Origin of the sequence: Streptococcus sp. HMSC072G04, from assembly GCF_001813295.1 — a bacterium.
GTDB lineage: Bacteria > Bacillota > Bacilli > Lactobacillales > Streptococcaceae > Streptococcus.
The window spans coordinates 85,206-101,516 of record NZ_KV812021.1 but is presented as its reverse complement, the minus strand read 5'-3'; the positions used below and the strand labels follow the sequence as shown (position 1 = coordinate 101,516).

Here is a 16,311-nt window from a genome sequence, read left to right as displayed (position 1 = left end):
AATACTTTTTTTCAAAAAATTTTATTTTTTTTTAAAGTTTTTTTGAATAAAGAAAATAGAGAGGGAATCCTCTCTATTTATATTCTTGTCTGTATTTGTTTTCTTCAGCTTTGTTAGCCCATACATAATGACCTGGTTTAATTTCAACCATTTGTGGTTTATCTTCAGAGTAATCATGTTGTTCTGGATCGTAGATTTTTAGAACTTTTTTACGTTCTAGAATTGGATCTGGAATTGGGACCGCTGAAAGTAGGGATTGGGTGTATGGATGGATTGGGTGGTTAAATAGCTCTTCAGTTTCTGCTACTTCTACAATAACCCCTTTATAGATAACTGCAATACGGTCAGAAATGAAGCGCACAACTGACAAGTCATGGGCGATAAAGAGGTAGGTCAAGCCTAATTCTCTTTGGAATTTTTTCAAAAGGTTCAAGACCTGCGCACGTACTGAAACGTCAAGGGCTGAGATTGGTTCATCCGCAATGACAAATTCTGGTTCCATGACAAGTGCACGGGCAATACCGATCCGTTGACGTTGACCACCTGAGAATTCGTGAGGGTAACGTGTCAAATGTTCTGCAAGAAGTCCGACTTCATGCATAATATTTTTCACTTTTTCCTGACGTTCTTCTTCACTGTTAAACAAATGGTGGTTGATCAAACCTTCAGAGATAATATAATCAACTGTTGCACGTTCATTCAAACTTGCTGCTGGGTCTTGGAAGATCATTTGAATTTTACGGATCAACTCTGATTTTTCACTATGAGAGTTTTTTCCGTTGATCTTGCGACCGTCATAAATAATTTCTCCAGCACTTGTATCATTCAGACCGATGATGGCACGTCCAATTGTTGTCTTCCCACTTCCTGATTCACCAACAAGAGAGAAAGTTTCTCCCTTATTAATAAAGAAGTTGGCGTTTTTAACAGCAACGAATTTTTTATTTCCTTCACCGAAGGAAATTTCTAAATCTTTAATTTCAACTAATTTTTCAGTCATTTCCTTCCTCCTATTCTGTCATGTGAGTGAAGCCCATTTTTGAGCCAATCTTTTCGTGAAGGTTTTCGATTACTTCTGGTTTATGAACTGTTGGTGCATCTGGATGGAGCAACCATGTCTTAGCCCAGTGAGTATCGGTCACTTTGAAAGCAGGTGCCTCTTCTTCAAAATCAATCTGCATTGCATAGTCTGAACGAAGAGCGAAGGCATCTCCTTTGATTGGAGCATACAATGATGGCGGAGTCCCTGGGATAGAGTAAAGATCACCATCTGAGGTTGATAATTGAGGCAAGCTTGAAAGCAAGCTCCATGTGTATGGATGTTTTGGATCGTAGAAAATTTCTTCTACTTTACCAAACTCAACAATTTCTCCAGCATACATAACGGCTACTTTATCTGCAATACTTGCAACCACACCTAAGTCGTGGGTGATAAAGATAACTGTAAATTGGTATTCTTTTTGAAGGGATTTCAACAAATCAATGATTTGCGCTTGAATGGTTACGTCAAGGGCTGTTGTTGGTTCGTCACAGATTAAAATATCTGGACGGCAGGCCAAGGCGATGGCAATAACGATCCGTTGACGCATCCCACCTGAATATTGGAATGGATACTCATCAAAACGACGTTCAGCATCTGGAATTCCAACTTTCTCCATATAGTCCAAAGCCATTTCTTTGGCTTCTTTAGCTGTTTTCCCTTGGTGTTTGATAATGACTTCTGTAATTTGTGAACCAATTGTATTGATTGGGTCCAAACTTGTCATTGGGTCTTGGAAAATTGTAGCGATCTTAGATCCACGAATATTTTCCCAATCTTTATTCGATTTCAAATCTGTCAATTCTTGACCACGGTATTTAATCGAACCTTGGGCAATACGGCCGTTATCTTCTAACATTCCGGTGAACGTTTTTGTCAAAACTGATTTCCCTGAACCTGACTCACCAACCAAGGCAAGAACTTCACCTTCTACTAGCTCAAGCGATACGCTACGAATAGCTGTCAGTACGCGATCGCGCACGTCAAATTCCACTACGATATCTTGAGCAGATAAAATAATATTGTTATTTGATGTCATATCTACTCCTCCTATCTATGTGTACGTGGGTCGCTAGCATCGGCCAAGTTTTGTCCGACGATAAAGAATGACAAGGATACTAAAATCAAAACAGTAAGCGGAATCCAAAATAGGTAGGCATTTGTAGTTACGTTTTGAGAATAGTCAGAAATCAACCGTCCCAAACTTGGAACTGTAATTGGAAGACCAAGTCCGAAGAAGGAAAGGAAGGCTTCATAAGAAATAAAACTTGGTAACATTTGTGATGTTTGTGTCACGATTACAGATACCAATTGAGGCAAAATATTTTTCGTAACAATTTTCAATGTTGGCGTTCCTAATGTTCGACTGGCCAAGTTGTACTCCAAATCACGGTAACGCATGATTTGAACACGAATCATGTAGGCTATCCCGATCCATCCTGTTAAGGACATAGCAAGAATCAAGTTCCAGAAACCAGATCCCATTGAGTAAGTCAAGACGATAACGATTAGCAAGAATGGGATATTTGAAATAACGTTATAAACTTCCATCATGATACGGTCGATGGATTTTGAGATTCCCCAAATTCCACCAACAATGACTCCGACCACGACGTTAATAACAGTGGCGACGAAGGAAATAATAATGGAATTCCGAGCACCGAACCAAACTCCATCAAAGAGGGATTTACCGTTATTATCTGTACCAAAGAAAGCTTTGGCACTTGGTGGATTCAAACGAGCAGTAAAGTCATTTACCTTACTTACATCGTTGTAATCAAAATTTGAAAACATCGGGTAAACAAAACTCATCAAAAGAATCCCAATCAAAACAGCAAGCATAATGATCGTGGTTCTTTTTTTCAAGAATTGTCTGAATACAGATTTCCAGTATGAATACGCTGGAGCATCGATTACTTCAGAGGCAAAGTCATCGCGTTTTACAAACTGAAATTTATTTTTATCGATTGTAGCCATTATTTGCCTCCTTTCGTATTCGTTAATTTAATCCGTGGATCAAGCACTGTCATCAAGATATCACCTAACATGGCAGCAAAGATACCAAGTGATGTGAAGATGAAGACAAGTCCGATGACCATGGTGTTGTTTGATGCTTTAATAGAGTCAATCAACATTTTACCCATACCTGGGAAAGCGAAGACCGTTTCAGTAAGTGTCGCACCTGAGATAACTCCAATAATAGAACCTGGAATACCAGATACCAATGGAACCATCGCATTTTTGAAGATGTGTTTTCTTGAGATCTCACGTTCTGACAATCCTTTTGAACGAGCAAAACGGACGAAATCTTGCGAGTGGATATCGATCATGTAACGACGAATCCAAACTGCGATAAATGGAGCACTCAACAAGCCAAGAATCAGAGAAGGCAATACATATGAACGCCAATCCTGTGCTCCAAGTACTGGGAATGAGTCTGGAAGTCCAAAGAATGAACCTGCTAGACGCACAATGTAAACAAGGGCAATAGTTGGAAGAGACATCATAAATGTCAAGGTTGCTGTTGAGATGCTATCAAACCATGAGTCCTTGAACAGAGCCATGTAAGATCCTAATGGGATCGCAATCAAGTAAGCAATCGCAATACCAATCAAACCAATGATTGAAGAAGATGCAATCATGGATGGATTCTCATAGTTGCTCAACGTTGCTGTATAAGCGTCCCCTTTACCAAATCGACTGATATCTTGTGAGTCTGCCTTACTTGGTGATTTGTAGGTACGTGAGTAGATATCGATTGAAGATGTCTTTTTACCTGTTGGGAAGTTCACTTCACTCTTCTTAGTTGTTCCTTGTCCTTGGGTAATAACTTGAAGAACAGGGGTATTTGAATAAGTTGGATATGAATTTCCAAGGTTTAAGGTCACAAAGTTTTGGTGTACATATGGGAATTGACCATTAAAGTACAAGAGGTATTTGTGCTTCGTACCAGAACCTACAACAGACCAACCAATAGATGGATCATTTTCAATACGGATATAGCGTTTGAGGTTTGGATTTGAGGCATCTTTCACCCAACCTGGATGATCAAATTGAATCAAATTCGCATAGAAACTAATGACACGTTCAAAAACCGGAATTTCACGCACCGCATAAAAAGACTTACTTTCTGGGAAACGTTTCAACTGCCAACCATGACCTAATTTGTTAATGTATTCTTTATAGATCTTTTCATTAGCAGTAGTCGCATCAACTGTTACAGAAGAATCTTCTTTACTTGCTTTTTGTTGCAAGCTCTTTGAATCCATGTATTCCAAATAACCCATGCGATCATAGACTGTATTTTCGTAGTTGATCTTCGAATCTTTTGTCTTCGCTACTTTATTGTAGTTGGGGTCATTTTTAAAGATGAGATTTCTCGGTGTTAGCGTATAGATAATCATGTAGGTTAATGTCGTGACGAGAAAGATCGACACTAACGAACGCAAAATACGCATAAAAACATATTTTTTCATATTTCATTCCTTTAATGTCCAAAAGAACTTTCTCCCCTAGAAGAGAAAGTTCTAATGAAAATCAATAATTTAATTATTTAACGTGTTTTTCAAGATCTTGTTGAGCTTTTTTGTTTGACTCAGCTTTTTCTTTTTGCCATTTCTTAAGGGCTTCATCGTATTGTTTCTTAGTAACCGGCTCATCTTGAACTTCAACGTATTTCAAGTATGTTGAACCTTTGTTACCTGTTTGTGATGATGGTTCAGAGAATGGAACTACCTTAGAAACAACTGTTGCAGCACCTGTACTTGACATCGTTGGAATAACAATCGCACTATCTGTCAACCAAGCTTGAGCTGCTGCGTATTTTTCATAACGTTTCACAACATCTTGTGTTTCGTTGTTTGCATCGTCAAGAAGTTTTGCAAACTCATCCAAACCTACAGCTTTTGCTGATGGGTTATCTACACCACCTGCAAAACCAAGGTAAACTTTTGTTTGGTCCTCAGAAGCTGGTTGAAGAGTATCAAGGTAAGTTGATGGATCATCATAGTCTGGGTTCCATCCTACCATTCCTTGAAGATCCCAGTCTGCGTCTGCAGCTGATGGCACATTCAAAGTAATATTCAACACTTCGTCTGAGTCCATCATTTGAAGATCAAGAACGACATTGTCTTTACCAAGAGTATCTTCCACAGTTTGTTTCAGAGATTGCATCCGTGAAACAAAGTTTGTAGAATTTTGTGCTACCGGTACATCAATATGAATTGGGAATTGAACACCATCTTTTTGAAGTTCAGCTTTGGCTTTTTCAAGTTGTGCTTTCGCTTTATCTTTGTTGTAAAGACCATCTTGACCATCTGCAAGGTTGATACCCTTCCATTGGTCTCCATAAGTAGTCAACTTATCTGCAACTACATTTCCGAAGTCTTTTCCATCTACTTGTACGAACGCAGGTGCAACATATGTATTACGGATAGCTGGTTTAGCAAATTCTTTACCATTGACTTGTGCTGAGTAGCTTTCACGGTTCAAGGCAAAAGTGACGGCCTGACGGAAATCTTTGTTCAAAATTGCTTTCTTAGTAGAAGATTTTTCAGCATCGGATTTCTTAGCAGTGTGTTTGTAAGATTGACGATCAAGGTTAAAGCCAAGGACTGCTACACCTGATCCTGCTGGTGTAGTAAAGATATCGTCTTTATATTTTTTCTCTACAGTTGCAAAGTTTGAACTTGCAGGGAAAAGGCGAGCTTTTGTATAAGCACCATCAGAGAATCCACGTGCCAATGAATCTTGGTCTGATCCATCGTAATAAGTATATTTTACTTCTTTCAGGTGAACGTTTTTCTTATCCCAGTAGTTGTCATTCTTTTCAAATACAACAGATGATTTTGAAGTGATTGATTTAAGAAGGAAAGGTCCGTTTGCAAGGATTGACTTCACATCGTTTGGTTGACCAAAATCATCTCCCTTACTCTTCAAGAACTCTGTGCTTATTGGGGACAAAATTCCGTTAGTCGTTTTAGAGTTCCAGAAAGTTTCAGGTTTGTTCAATGTGTATTGAAGTGTGTAATCATCAACCGCTTTGACACCAACTTGGCTGAAGTCTGTAGTTTTTCCTTGCACATAATCATCCAAGCCTTTGATTGAGCCTTGAACTAGTGGAAGTTCTTCTGATTTTTTATCAGCAGCGTGTTTCAAACCAGTCACGAAGTCTTTGGCAGTCACTTCGCCGTGTTCTTCACCATCCGCATCATACCATTTGACACCTTTACGAATCTTGTAGGTATAAGTCAAACCGTCTTTAGAAACAGACCAGTCTTCCGCAAGTGAAGGTACAAGGTTACCGTATTTATCATTTTCTAACAAACCGTCTACCACATTTGTAGTGATGTCATGGGTAGCAGCTTTAGAAGAAATTGTATAGTCCAAAGTTGTTGGATCTGAAGTGTAGACATAACCATAGTTTTTGTCTTCGCCTGAGCTTGCTTTGCTAGTATTTGAACTAGAACATGCAGCTAACAATCCAGCTGCAAGGAGTGTTACTCCGGCAACTGCGAATACTTTACCTTTTTTCATAGGAATTCTCCAATAGTTTTTTTAGATTTGTTTAAGATTATATCACAAGTAGAAAAAAAAGTAAACTAAATTTTCTGAATATTCGTTTTATCACTATTCAAAAACCTTGCTATGACTGACTTTTTAGCCTAATTGATGATTTTACAATTTTCCATTAATCATTTGTATGATACAATAGAGAGGACTAAGCAACGAGGAAACAACTGTGAAAAAATTCTTTCTTTCTTTTTTAACCTTCATCCTGCTGTTATGCAGTTTACCTTATCAAGTCGTTCTGGCAGATGAGCTAGAACTTGCTGCTCAAAGTGCTATTGCTGTTGAAGCTGATACAGGTAAAATTTTATATGAAAAGGATTCAGAGAAAAAGCGAGATGTGGGGGGACTATCTACACTCTTGACCACTTATCTGATTTTCGAAGCTATTCATGAAAAAAAACTTTCTCTAAAAGATCCTATCAAATTGTCTGAGAAAGCTCTGGCTTTAAATGATATCGAAGGTGCTGGTACTCTTCCTATGGAAGCGAACCAATATACGGTTGAACAGTTATTGACTGCTCTTTTAGTTGGAAATTCTAGCACTGCTGCCTTGGCCTTAGCTGAGAAAGTGGGGGGCTCTGAGAAAAGCTTCGTTGAAAAAATGAAGAAAAAACTTGCTGAATGGGGCATTCAATCTCCTCATTTAATCAATGCTACTGGATTAAATACTCAAACCATCAGCGGAGATCCTGACGGGAAAGAAGACGAAAATCAATTGAGCGCTTATGATATTGCTGTTATTGCCAAGCACTTACTCCAGGATTTTCCTGAAGTGACCAAATATACTTCAAAACCCACTGCTCTTTTTTCAAACACACAGATTGAAAACCCCAACCTGATGCTAGAAGGCATGCCGAATTACCGTTCTGGAGTTGATGGCCTACGGGTCAGCAACTCTACCAAAGGTGGCATCACCTTTGCTGCATCAACAACGCAAAATGGCATCCATATGATCACTGTTGTCCTAGGAGTGGAGGCAGTTGACGGTGATCCGTATGCACGTTTTGTGGCTACTTCTTCTCTGATGAACTACGTGGTACGGACCTTTGTTTCTTCCATTGTCGTCAAAGAAGGAGATCCCTACGGAAAAAGTAAGGCAACTGTCATAGATGGGAAATCCGAGACTGTTTTAGCTGTTGCAAAAAAAGACTTCTATATCGTCGAAAAGCAAGGCAGTCAAGCGGAACCAAAAATTCAATTCAAGAGTGACCAAGAATCATTCCGAGCACCTGTCAAATCAGGCACTAATCTTGGAAAAATACACTACACTGATCCAGATAAAATCGGACGTGGCTACTTAGAAGATCAAGAGCCAACGGTCGATATGGTAGCAGGAAGAACCATTGAGAAAAGCTTTTTCTTAAAGGTTTGGTGGAATGAATTCGTCCGGTATGTCAACGAAAAATTATAAGTAAAAAAATCACAATGGAGTCAAATCCATTGTGATTTTATTTTGTTATTAAAACGAATTATCCTACAGATCCTTCCATTTCGTAGCTAATGAGTCTGTTTAACTCAACGGCATATTCCATTGGAAGTTCTTTTGTAAAGGGCTCTACAAATCCCATGACAATCATTTCTGTCGCTTCTGATTCAGACAAACCACGACTCATCAAATAATACAGTTGTTCTTCTGAGATTTTTGAAACCTTGGCCTCGTGTTCCAAAGCAACTTGTGAGTTGTGGATTTCATTAAATGGAATCGTGTCTGATGCAGATAAATCATCCATGATAATAGTGTCACACTCAATGTGAGAAACTGATTTCTTGGAGTTCTTGTTGAAGGTCACTTGTCCACGGTAGTCTACCTTTCCGCCACCTTTTGCGATAGACTTCGATACGATAGACGAACTGGTATGAGGGGCATTGTGGATCATCTTGGCACCTGTATCTTGGTGTTGACCTGCATTCGCAAAGGCAATGGACAACATGGTCCCACGCGCTCCTTCTCCATCCAGATAAACAGATGGGTACTTCATGGTTGTCTTGGCACCTAAGTTTCCGTCGATCCACTCAACTGTGGCATCTTTTTGAGCTTTGGCCCGCTTGGTGACCAAGTTGTAGACATTGTCAGACCAGTTTTGGATGGTTGTGTAGCGCATATAAGCACCATCCAAGGCAAAGATTTCAACAATCGCAGCATGGAGGCTATTACTTGAATAGGTCGGTGCTGTACAGCCTTCTACATAGTGGACACTTGCTCCCTCATCCACAATAATCAACGTGCGCTCAAACTGACCTGTATTTTCATTGTTGATACGGAAGTAAGTTTGAAGGGGGACGTCGACTTTTACGCCTTTTGGTACATAAATGAAGGTTCCACCGGACCAGACTGCTGAGTTGAGGGCAGCCAATTTGTTATCCGTTGGCGGTACCAACTTCGCAAAGTACTGTTTGAAAAGATCTGGATATTCTTTTAGGGCAGAATCAGTATCGGTAAAGATAATCCCCAACTTTTCAAACTCTTCTTTCATATTGTGGTAAACCACTTCTGATTCATACTGAGCAGAAGCCCCTGCTAAGTAAGCACGTTCTGCTTCAGGAATTCCGATACGCTCAAAGGTTTCTTTGATTTTCTCTGGAACTTCGTCCCATGAACGGGCAGGTTTATCCGAAGGTTTTTGATAATAGATCAAATCATCAAAGTCAATCTCTGATAGATCGGCTCCCCAGGTTTGCATGGGCATCTTTTTGAAGGTTTCAAAAGATTTCAAACGGAATTCTAGCATCCATTCTGGTTCATTTTTTGCTGCAGATAATTCACGAATTACCGCTTCATTCAATCCCTTCCCGGTAGAGAGAATGGGTTGAACGTCATCGTGAAATCCAAATTTATATTCACCGAGATCAATTGGTTTCGGTTCGACTCTTTCTTCAGCCATAATTTCCTTTCTTTCTCTGTTTCTTCTTTTAACTAATTACTACGTTCGATCGCTTTTTTAAGAGCATTCCAGGAGAGGGTCGCACATTTAATCCGCTGTGGGAATTTTGAGACTCCAGATAAGAAGGCTGCATCTCCCAACTCCTCTTGGCGAGGATCTGATTGGCCTTGGACCATTTCTGAAAAGACCTGTGCCAATTCTTCAACTTCCTCTTTTGTTTTTCCCATTACAGCATCCGTCATCATACTAGCTGAAGCGGTTGAGATCGTACAGCCTGAATTCACAAAGGCAATATCTTCCACCCTGTCATTCTCATCAAATTTCACACTTAACTGGATCACATCTCCACAAGTTGGATTGTTGAGTTGGATCTGATCAACATCTTCAATCTGTCCTTGGTGATGGGGGTGTTTTGAATGGTCAGCTACGACCGCCATGTACAGCGAATCTAATTTAGAAAGTGCCATTGAAAAACTCCTTTGCTTTGATCAATGCCTCAATTAATTTATCACAGTCCGCTTTGGTGTTGTAGATATAAAAACTTGCTCTCGTTGTCGCTGGGACTTGTAGGTATTGAAGGAGTGGTTGTGCACAGTGGTGACCTGCACGAACGGCAACCCCTTCATAATCTAGTGCTGTTGCTAAGTCATGCGGATGGAGATCCCCTAGATTAAAAGAAATGACGCCAGAACGTTGGGCTAAGTCTTGGGAACCATAGATAGTCAAGCCTTCGATCGCCTGTAATTTTGGAAACACATAGGCAATCAATTCTTGCTCATGCGCTTCTACCTGGTCCATCCCCAGCTCTTCTAAGTAATCGATTGCTGCACCAAGACCAATTGCACCCGCCATATTGGGTGTTCCAGCTTCAAATTTCCAAGGTAATTCCTTCCAAGAGGCAGATTGCTCGTAAACAAAGTCAATCATCTCGCCCCCAAACTCGATCGGAGACATTTGCTCTAAGATTTCTTCCTTCCCATAGAGGACACCAATCCCTGTTGGTGCAGCCATCTTGTGGCCAGAAAAAGCAAAGAAATCCGCATCTAAGTCTTGTACATCAATGGCCATATGAGGGGTTGATTGAGCCCCATCTACGACCATGATCGCTCCAACTTCATGAGCTAATCGAGCAATTTCCTTGATCGGATTGACCACCCCTAAGACATTTGAAGCATGGGTGATGGAGACAAATTTTGTCTTCTCACTAAGCTTGCTCTTTAAGTCCTGCATATCCAGTAAGCCATCTTTTAGATAGACATAGACCAGTTTTGCTCCTGTCTTCTTGCAGGCTTGCTGCCAAGGAATGATATTGGAGTGATGTTCCATGATGGAAATCAGGACTTCATCCCCTTCCTTTAGGACTTCTTCTGCATAGCGGGCTACCCAGTTGAGTCCAGTCGTTGTCCCTCTTGTAAAGAGCACCTCCTTGGTTGATGAAGCGTTGATAAATTTTCTGACTTTCTCACGCGCCGCCTCATAGGCTGCTGTCGCTCGTTCAGCCAAAGTATGAACTCCACGATGAACATTGGCGTTATCTTGCAAATAATAGTGATTAACGGCTTCGAGAACACGTTTAGGTTTTTGCGCCGTCGCTGCATTATCTAGATAAACCAAAGGCTCATCGTGGACTAGTTGATCGAGAATGGGAAAATCTTGAGCAATCGTATTTTTATCTAGCATTGTTTCTCCTTAGCGTTGAGATAACTTTTCTTCAATGGTGGCAATCATTTCATCACGTACTTCTTTAACTGGGATTTCAACAATAACAGATCCCAAGAAACCACGCACCACTAAGCGTTCCGCTGTGTGTTGATCCAGACCACGACTCATGAGGTAATACATATCTTCTGGGTCCACTTGACCGATCGATGCAGCATGGCCTGCTGTGACGTCATTTTCATCAATCAAGAGGATTGGGTTGGCATCTGAACGCGCTTGATCCGATAACATCAAGACACGGCTTTCTTGCTGAGCATCTGCTCCTTTAGCCCCCTTGATAATATGTCCAATTCCGTTAAAGGTCAAGGTTCCTTTTTCAAGAATAACCCCGTGTTGCAAGATATTTCCGATCGAGTTGCAACCAAAGTTGGTCACGCGGGTGTCAATTCCTTGCACCTGACGACCGCTTGATAAGGCAACGACTTTCAAATCTGCATGACTTCCGTTTCCAACCAAGTCACTGTCAAAATCTGCAACCACGTTGCCTTCGTTCATAACACCGATAGCCCAATCAATGCTGGCATCCTGACCTAGTTTCCCACGTCGACTGATGTAGGCTGTGACATTTTCACCCAAGCGGTCAATCGCCGCAAATTTCACTTGGGCACCTGAGCGGGCAATCACCTCAACCGTCACATTAGCCGTTGCTGTTGCTGAGCCTTCACCTTTTGATTCTAGGCGTTCCAAATAGCTAAACTTGCTGTTTTTGCCTGCAATAATCAAAATGTGTTTATTAAAAGGTACATCACTATCACTATCCTGGTAGAAAATACCTTCGATTGGTTCTGAAATTTCGACGTTATCTGGAACATAAAGGACAGCCCCACTATTAAAATAAGCTGTGTGGTAAGCTGCTAGTTTATCATCGTCGTATTTAACGGAAGACATGAAGTAGTCTTCCACTACCTGCGGAATTTCTTCTAAGGCAGTATGGAAATCTGTGAAAAGGACTCCTTGGTCTGCCAAGTCTTGTGGCACCTGTTCAAATACAGTTTGAGTTCCAACTTGGACCAATTTTAAGTTTGAATCGAGGGCTGTAAAATCAGGAACATTGGCAGAAGCCTCGCTTTCTGTGATCGTCCCATCCCCAAGATTCCAGCGGTGAAATTTGACGCGTTCAATGGCTGGCAATTCCAACTGATCGATCTTGTCAAAAGCTTTTTTTCGTAAATCTTGCAGCCAGCTTGGCTCAGCATGCAGTTCCGAAAAGAGGGTAATATTTTCAATACTCATTTTTTTCTCCTAATAAAGATACTATCTGTTTGATTTTATGACAACATTAGATCACTTGTCATCAGGTTATAGTTCTTCTTTATAGTCGTAACCGAGTTCTTCTGCGAGTTGGGCATAGCCTTCACGTTCCAAGCGGGCAGCCAATTCCGGTCCACCTGAAAGCACAACACGACCTTCCATCATCACATGAACGACGTCAGGAGTAATATAGTTCAACAAACGTTGGTAGTGGGTGATGATCATAGCTCCAAAACCTTCACCCCGCATTGCATTAACCCCTTTAGATACGACCTTAAGAGCATCGATATCCAAACCAGAGTCAATTTCATCCAAAAGGGCAAATGTTGGTTCCAACATCAACAATTGAAGGATTTCATTGCGTTTTTTCTCACCACCAGAGAAGCCTTCGTTCAAATAGCGTTCTGCCATTTCTTCTTTCATGTTGAGCAGTTCCATCTTTTCATCCAATTTTTTGATGAAATCACGAATAGAGATCTTCTCGTCCTCTTCTTTACCAGCATTCATGGCTGCACGTAAAAATTCTGCATTCGTAATTCCTGGGATTTCTGAAGGGTATTGCATGGCAAGGAACAAGCCCATCCGTGCACGTTCGTCTACTTCCAATTCCAAGATGTTGACACCATCAAAGAGAATCTCCCCTTTGGTTACTTCATAATTTGGGTTTCCCATAATGGCAGCTGACAGAGTAGATTTCCCTGTTCCATTTGGTCCCATGATGGCTGCGATCTCACCAGTTTTTAGGGTCAGGTTTACACCTTTTAAAATTTCTTTGCCTTCAATTTCAACGTGAAGGTCTTTAATTTCTAATGTCGACATTGCATTCCCTTTCTTTTTACTTTGAAGTCTAGAAGGTTCTCAAAGCAAAGATTCCTTCATCACAAAGTATTTTTTTACCTTTCAAGTATATCAAAAAAAAGCCTAAATGGCTTTTCTTTTGATTAGAACTATTCTTATTTAGTTTTTTCTTTTCGTTTTTGACGAACTTCCTCCCGGTAGGAAGAATTCCCTATATAGCGCAGAACATTTAACAAAGGACTATGATGTGGCCCCAGTACCCCAATCAATTCTGCTAACAACTCTACTCCAAACAAGAGCCCGATCACAAGTAGGACGCCCCCAATGCGACTCGAGATGTTGAGCAAGAGAGAAATTAAGGAGAAAATCATCGAAATTCCATAGATCACAAGTACAGTTCCCCGATGTGTCAAGCCCAGAGAAAGTAGTCGGTGGTGCAAGTGATTGCGATCCGGTTTATAAAATTTTTGACCAGACAGGGTCCGACGGATAATGGCTAAAAAGGTATCTGTAATCGGTACTCCGAGGATGATCATTGGTGTGACTACCGCAACAGCTGTCGCATTTTTCAAGCCTTGCAAGGACAAGACAGAAATCATGAATCCGATAAACAAGGCACCGGTGTCTCCCAGATAGAGAATGGCTGGATGGTAGTTAAAAGGAAAGAAGCCAGCGATGGACGCAACCAAGACAAAGATCGTCATGGTCAGAAAGAGATTGGGTACTGGTAGAAAGAAATAGGACACAATCCCCATTGTCACTAGGGAAATAATAGAGACCCCACTCACCAAGCCATCTAATCCATCAATCAGATTGACCGCATTGGTAATGGCAACAATCCAAATCACTGTCAAAAGATAAGAAAGCCACGGTTCAAAATGAAGTAAGGGACCACCAAATGGAATCTTGAAATCATTCAGCCGAAAATCTGTCAAAAACCAGACTAGACTCGCTGCCAGCAGGATACCGATCATCTTTTTCTTGGCTGACAACTCTTTTACATCATCGATCAAGCCCGTGAGGGCGATAATCCATCCCGCTCCTACGACCGGCAAGGTATAGGATAGGTAACTTTTGATTGGTGCGGTGGTGGATGTCAGCATAGGAATAAAGACAAGAGTCGCAATTGAAAAAGCAATCACGATAGACAGTCCACCCGCGCTTGGCATGGGCTTGGTATTGATCCGACGCGCATTCGGATAATCTACGGCATCAATCTTAAAGGAGAATAGGCGAACCAAGGGCGTCAATACCAAGGCAATCATAAAAGTCCCAATCAGCACCAGAACAAATTGCAAGGAAAAGGACATCATAAGCTAGCAACTTTCTTCAAATTCTCAATCGCACCAGACACCATTAGTAAGTGACCATGTTCCTGCAGAACGGCCCGTGTAACTTCTGAATCATCCGCATACTCCCGAATGATAGCAAGTAACCAGGTTGGATATTGATTTGGTTGATCCTCTGTATCAATCAAGACAGTTAAATAATAATCAGACCCCATTTTGTATAATTCAGAAGTATCCACTGGAAAGCTGACCGTTTTTGAAAAGGCAACTGCTTGCTGGATATTTGAAAAACGCAAAATGTAATAGATATACTGACTTACTGGTGCTTCAGATGTCGGATCTTGTTCTTGATTGTCACGTAACTCTTCTTGTTCCAAATGGTGAATGGCTTCTGCATCCCCTTTTGTCTTATCAGAGATTGTTTTTTCCAAGGTTTTGATAAATTCATCTGGCGTCATGCGCGACAACTCTTCCATATCAGGAAGATCTGACAAATCCTCAAAATCCAATTGTTGGTCAATTTTTGATTTGGTAACAAAAACATCCAATTTATCTGGTTTTGGCGTCACACGAAAACTCAGCATCCCGCTATCCAGGAAGCTTTCTGGCATTTCGAGTTCATCCAAAATGGCGTAGAAAAATTCTTCTGTTTTTTCTTGTGGGACAAGGAAATCAGCAATTTCCATCCCACGTTCTTCTAAGTCTTCTAGTTGGATCGTGATCTTAATTGTTGAATCACTAATTTGCTTCATCTTCATAGCATAACCTCATACTTCTAGTCTTACTATTATACTAAAAAATTGGATAGAATTCAAAAAAAGGATGCATCGAAAAGAGGTCGGGACAAAAGTCTCCAACCTCAGAAAACAATTTGATCAAGTTCATCCGTTCTCTTAGAAAATAACACGGAAGAGTCCATACAATAACAAGATGGAACCAAGAACGATCCGGTATTTCCCAAAGACGGTGAAATCATGATTTTTCACATAATCTGTCAAGAAGCGGATGGCATACATGCTGACCACAAAGGCCACTCCCATCGCTACCAGTAGAATAAAGAGTTGCCCCAATGCTAGTGAATGTCCGCCAAGAGCGAATTTTCCAACCTTTAAGAGGCTAGCCCCAAACATGGCTGGGATCCCCAAATAAAAGGTAAATTCTGTCACCACTGGGCGGCTAACACCATTGATCAAGCCACCTACAATCGTAGTACCTGAACGGCTTGTTCCTGGAAATAGCGATAAAACTTGGAAGAGTCCAATATAAAGAGCTGTTCGATAAGGTAGCTTATGCAATTCCGTTACTGCTGGCTCAACTTGTTCCCGTCTTTCTAGATAGATAAAGGCAATCCCGTAGGTGATCAACATAATCGCAACGGAAATCGAATTGTGGAAATGCGCCTCAAACCAATCGTCTAATTTAAAAACAAAGACAAGAGGGAGCGTTGCAACCGCAACCTTTGCCCATAATTGCCAGGTTCGACGTACTTCAAGTGGAGATTTACCAGGTTTGAAGGGATACAATTTATCGAAATAAATCACCACAACTGCTAGGATCGCACCCAATTGGATCACGACATTGAACATCTCCATAAAGGCTGGATCTTGATTTTTAAACTGCACAAAATCCTGTAACAGAATCAAGTGACCTGTACTTGAGATCGGTAACCATTCTGTAATCCCCTCGACAATTCCAAAAAGAACCGCCTTGATTAATTCGATCAGAAACATCTTTTTCTCCTAAACTTACATTTGCTCTATTA

14 protein-coding genes are annotated in these 16,311 nt (G+C 40.8%); 1 reads left to right on the top strand and 13 read right to left on the bottom strand.

Features of this window, described 5'->3' with window-relative positions; genetic code table 11:
• Window positions 1–73: 73 nt before the first annotated feature.
• From HMPREF2904_RS05720 to HMPREF2904_RS05700, 5 genes are all read right to left on the bottom strand, one after another.
• Entirely contained in the window at window positions 74–1,000 is a 927-nt protein-coding gene (locus HMPREF2904_RS05720) for an ATP-binding cassette domain-containing protein (protein ID WP_070660874.1), read from the bottom strand.
• 10 nt (window positions 1,001–1,010) lie between these two features.
• Window positions 1,011–2,078 (bottom strand): ABC transporter ATP-binding protein, encoded by a 1,068-nt coding sequence (locus HMPREF2904_RS05715; protein WP_070660870.1) that lies wholly within the window; start codon window positions 2,076–2,078, stop codon window positions 1,011–1,013.
• Between the two features lie 11 nt (window positions 2,079–2,089).
• Window positions 2,090–3,016, bottom strand: coding sequence for an oligopeptide ABC transporter permease OppC (oppC, locus tag HMPREF2904_RS05710; RefSeq protein WP_070660868.1), 927 nt, complete (start codon window positions 3,014–3,016; stop codon window positions 2,090–2,092).
• Window positions 3,016–4,515, bottom strand: a complete 1,500-nt coding sequence (locus HMPREF2904_RS05705) for an ABC transporter permease (RefSeq protein ID WP_070660865.1) — start codon at window positions 4,513–4,515, stop codon at window positions 3,016–3,018. Before HMPREF2904_RS05705 ends, oppC begins: the two co-directional genes overlap by 1 nt.
• Before the next feature lie 73 nt (window positions 4,516–4,588).
• The gene (locus tag HMPREF2904_RS05700) at window positions 4,589–6,574 is read right to left on the bottom strand and encodes a peptide ABC transporter substrate-binding protein (protein ID WP_070660862.1); all 1,986 of its coding nucleotides are present in this window, start codon (window positions 6,572–6,574) and stop codon (window positions 4,589–4,591) included.
• Window positions 6,575–6,779: 205 nt separating this feature from the next.
• Here HMPREF2904_RS05700 and HMPREF2904_RS05695 point away from each other — a divergent pair, with 205 nt between their 5' ends.
• Complete coding sequence (locus HMPREF2904_RS05695) at window positions 6,780–8,021, top strand: serine hydrolase (protein ID WP_070660859.1); 1,242 nt, start codon at window positions 6,780–6,782, stop codon at window positions 8,019–8,021.
• Window positions 8,022–8,079: 58 nt separating this feature from the next.
• Here the strand turns inward: HMPREF2904_RS05695 and sufB are convergent, their stop codons facing one another.
• From sufB to HMPREF2904_RS05655, 8 genes are all read right to left on the bottom strand, one after another.
• Window positions 8,080–9,492: a Fe-S cluster assembly protein SufB gene (gene sufB / locus HMPREF2904_RS05690; protein ID WP_003010279.1), complete on the bottom strand. Its 1,413-nt coding sequence runs from the start codon at window positions 9,490–9,492 to the stop codon at window positions 8,080–8,082.
• 32 nt (window positions 9,493–9,524) lie between these two features.
• Window positions 9,525–9,959: a Fe-S cluster assembly sulfur transfer protein SufU gene (gene sufU, locus HMPREF2904_RS05685; RefSeq protein WP_013904704.1), complete on the bottom strand. Its 435-nt coding sequence runs from the start codon at window positions 9,957–9,959 to the stop codon at window positions 9,525–9,527.
• The gene (locus tag HMPREF2904_RS05680) at window positions 9,946–11,172 is read right to left on the bottom strand and encodes a cysteine desulfurase (protein WP_070660856.1); all 1,227 of its coding nucleotides are present in this window, start codon (window positions 11,170–11,172) and stop codon (window positions 9,946–9,948) included. The genes sufU and HMPREF2904_RS05680 overlap by 14 nt, the downstream gene beginning before the upstream one ends.
• A 9-nt stretch (window positions 11,173–11,181) precedes the next feature.
• Window positions 11,182–12,444, bottom strand: a complete 1,263-nt coding sequence (sufD, locus tag HMPREF2904_RS05675; RefSeq protein WP_070660854.1) for a Fe-S cluster assembly protein SufD — start codon at window positions 12,442–12,444, stop codon at window positions 11,182–11,184.
• Window positions 12,445–12,510: 66 nt separating this feature from the next.
• Window positions 12,511–13,281 carry a Fe-S cluster assembly ATPase SufC gene (sufC, locus tag HMPREF2904_RS05670; protein WP_003004238.1) on the bottom strand — a complete coding sequence of 257 codons (771 nt, stop codon included), beginning with the start codon at window positions 13,279–13,281 and terminating at the stop codon, window positions 12,511–12,513.
• 134 nt (window positions 13,282–13,415) lie between these two features.
• Window positions 13,416–14,573, bottom strand: a complete 1,158-nt coding sequence (locus HMPREF2904_RS05665; RefSeq protein WP_023919310.1) for a glycosyltransferase family 4 protein — start codon at window positions 14,571–14,573, stop codon at window positions 13,416–13,418.
• The gene (gene mecA / locus HMPREF2904_RS05660) at window positions 14,570–15,307 is read right to left on the bottom strand and encodes an adaptor protein MecA (RefSeq protein WP_003004768.1); all 738 of its coding nucleotides are present in this window, start codon (window positions 15,305–15,307) and stop codon (window positions 14,570–14,572) included. The genes HMPREF2904_RS05665 and mecA overlap by 4 nt, the downstream gene beginning before the upstream one ends.
• A gap of 135 nt (window positions 15,308–15,442) precedes the next feature.
• Complete coding sequence (locus tag HMPREF2904_RS05655) at window positions 15,443–16,279, bottom strand: undecaprenyl-diphosphate phosphatase (protein WP_070660851.1); 837 nt, start codon at window positions 16,277–16,279, stop codon at window positions 15,443–15,445.
• Window positions 16,280–16,311 lie beyond the last annotated feature (32 nt).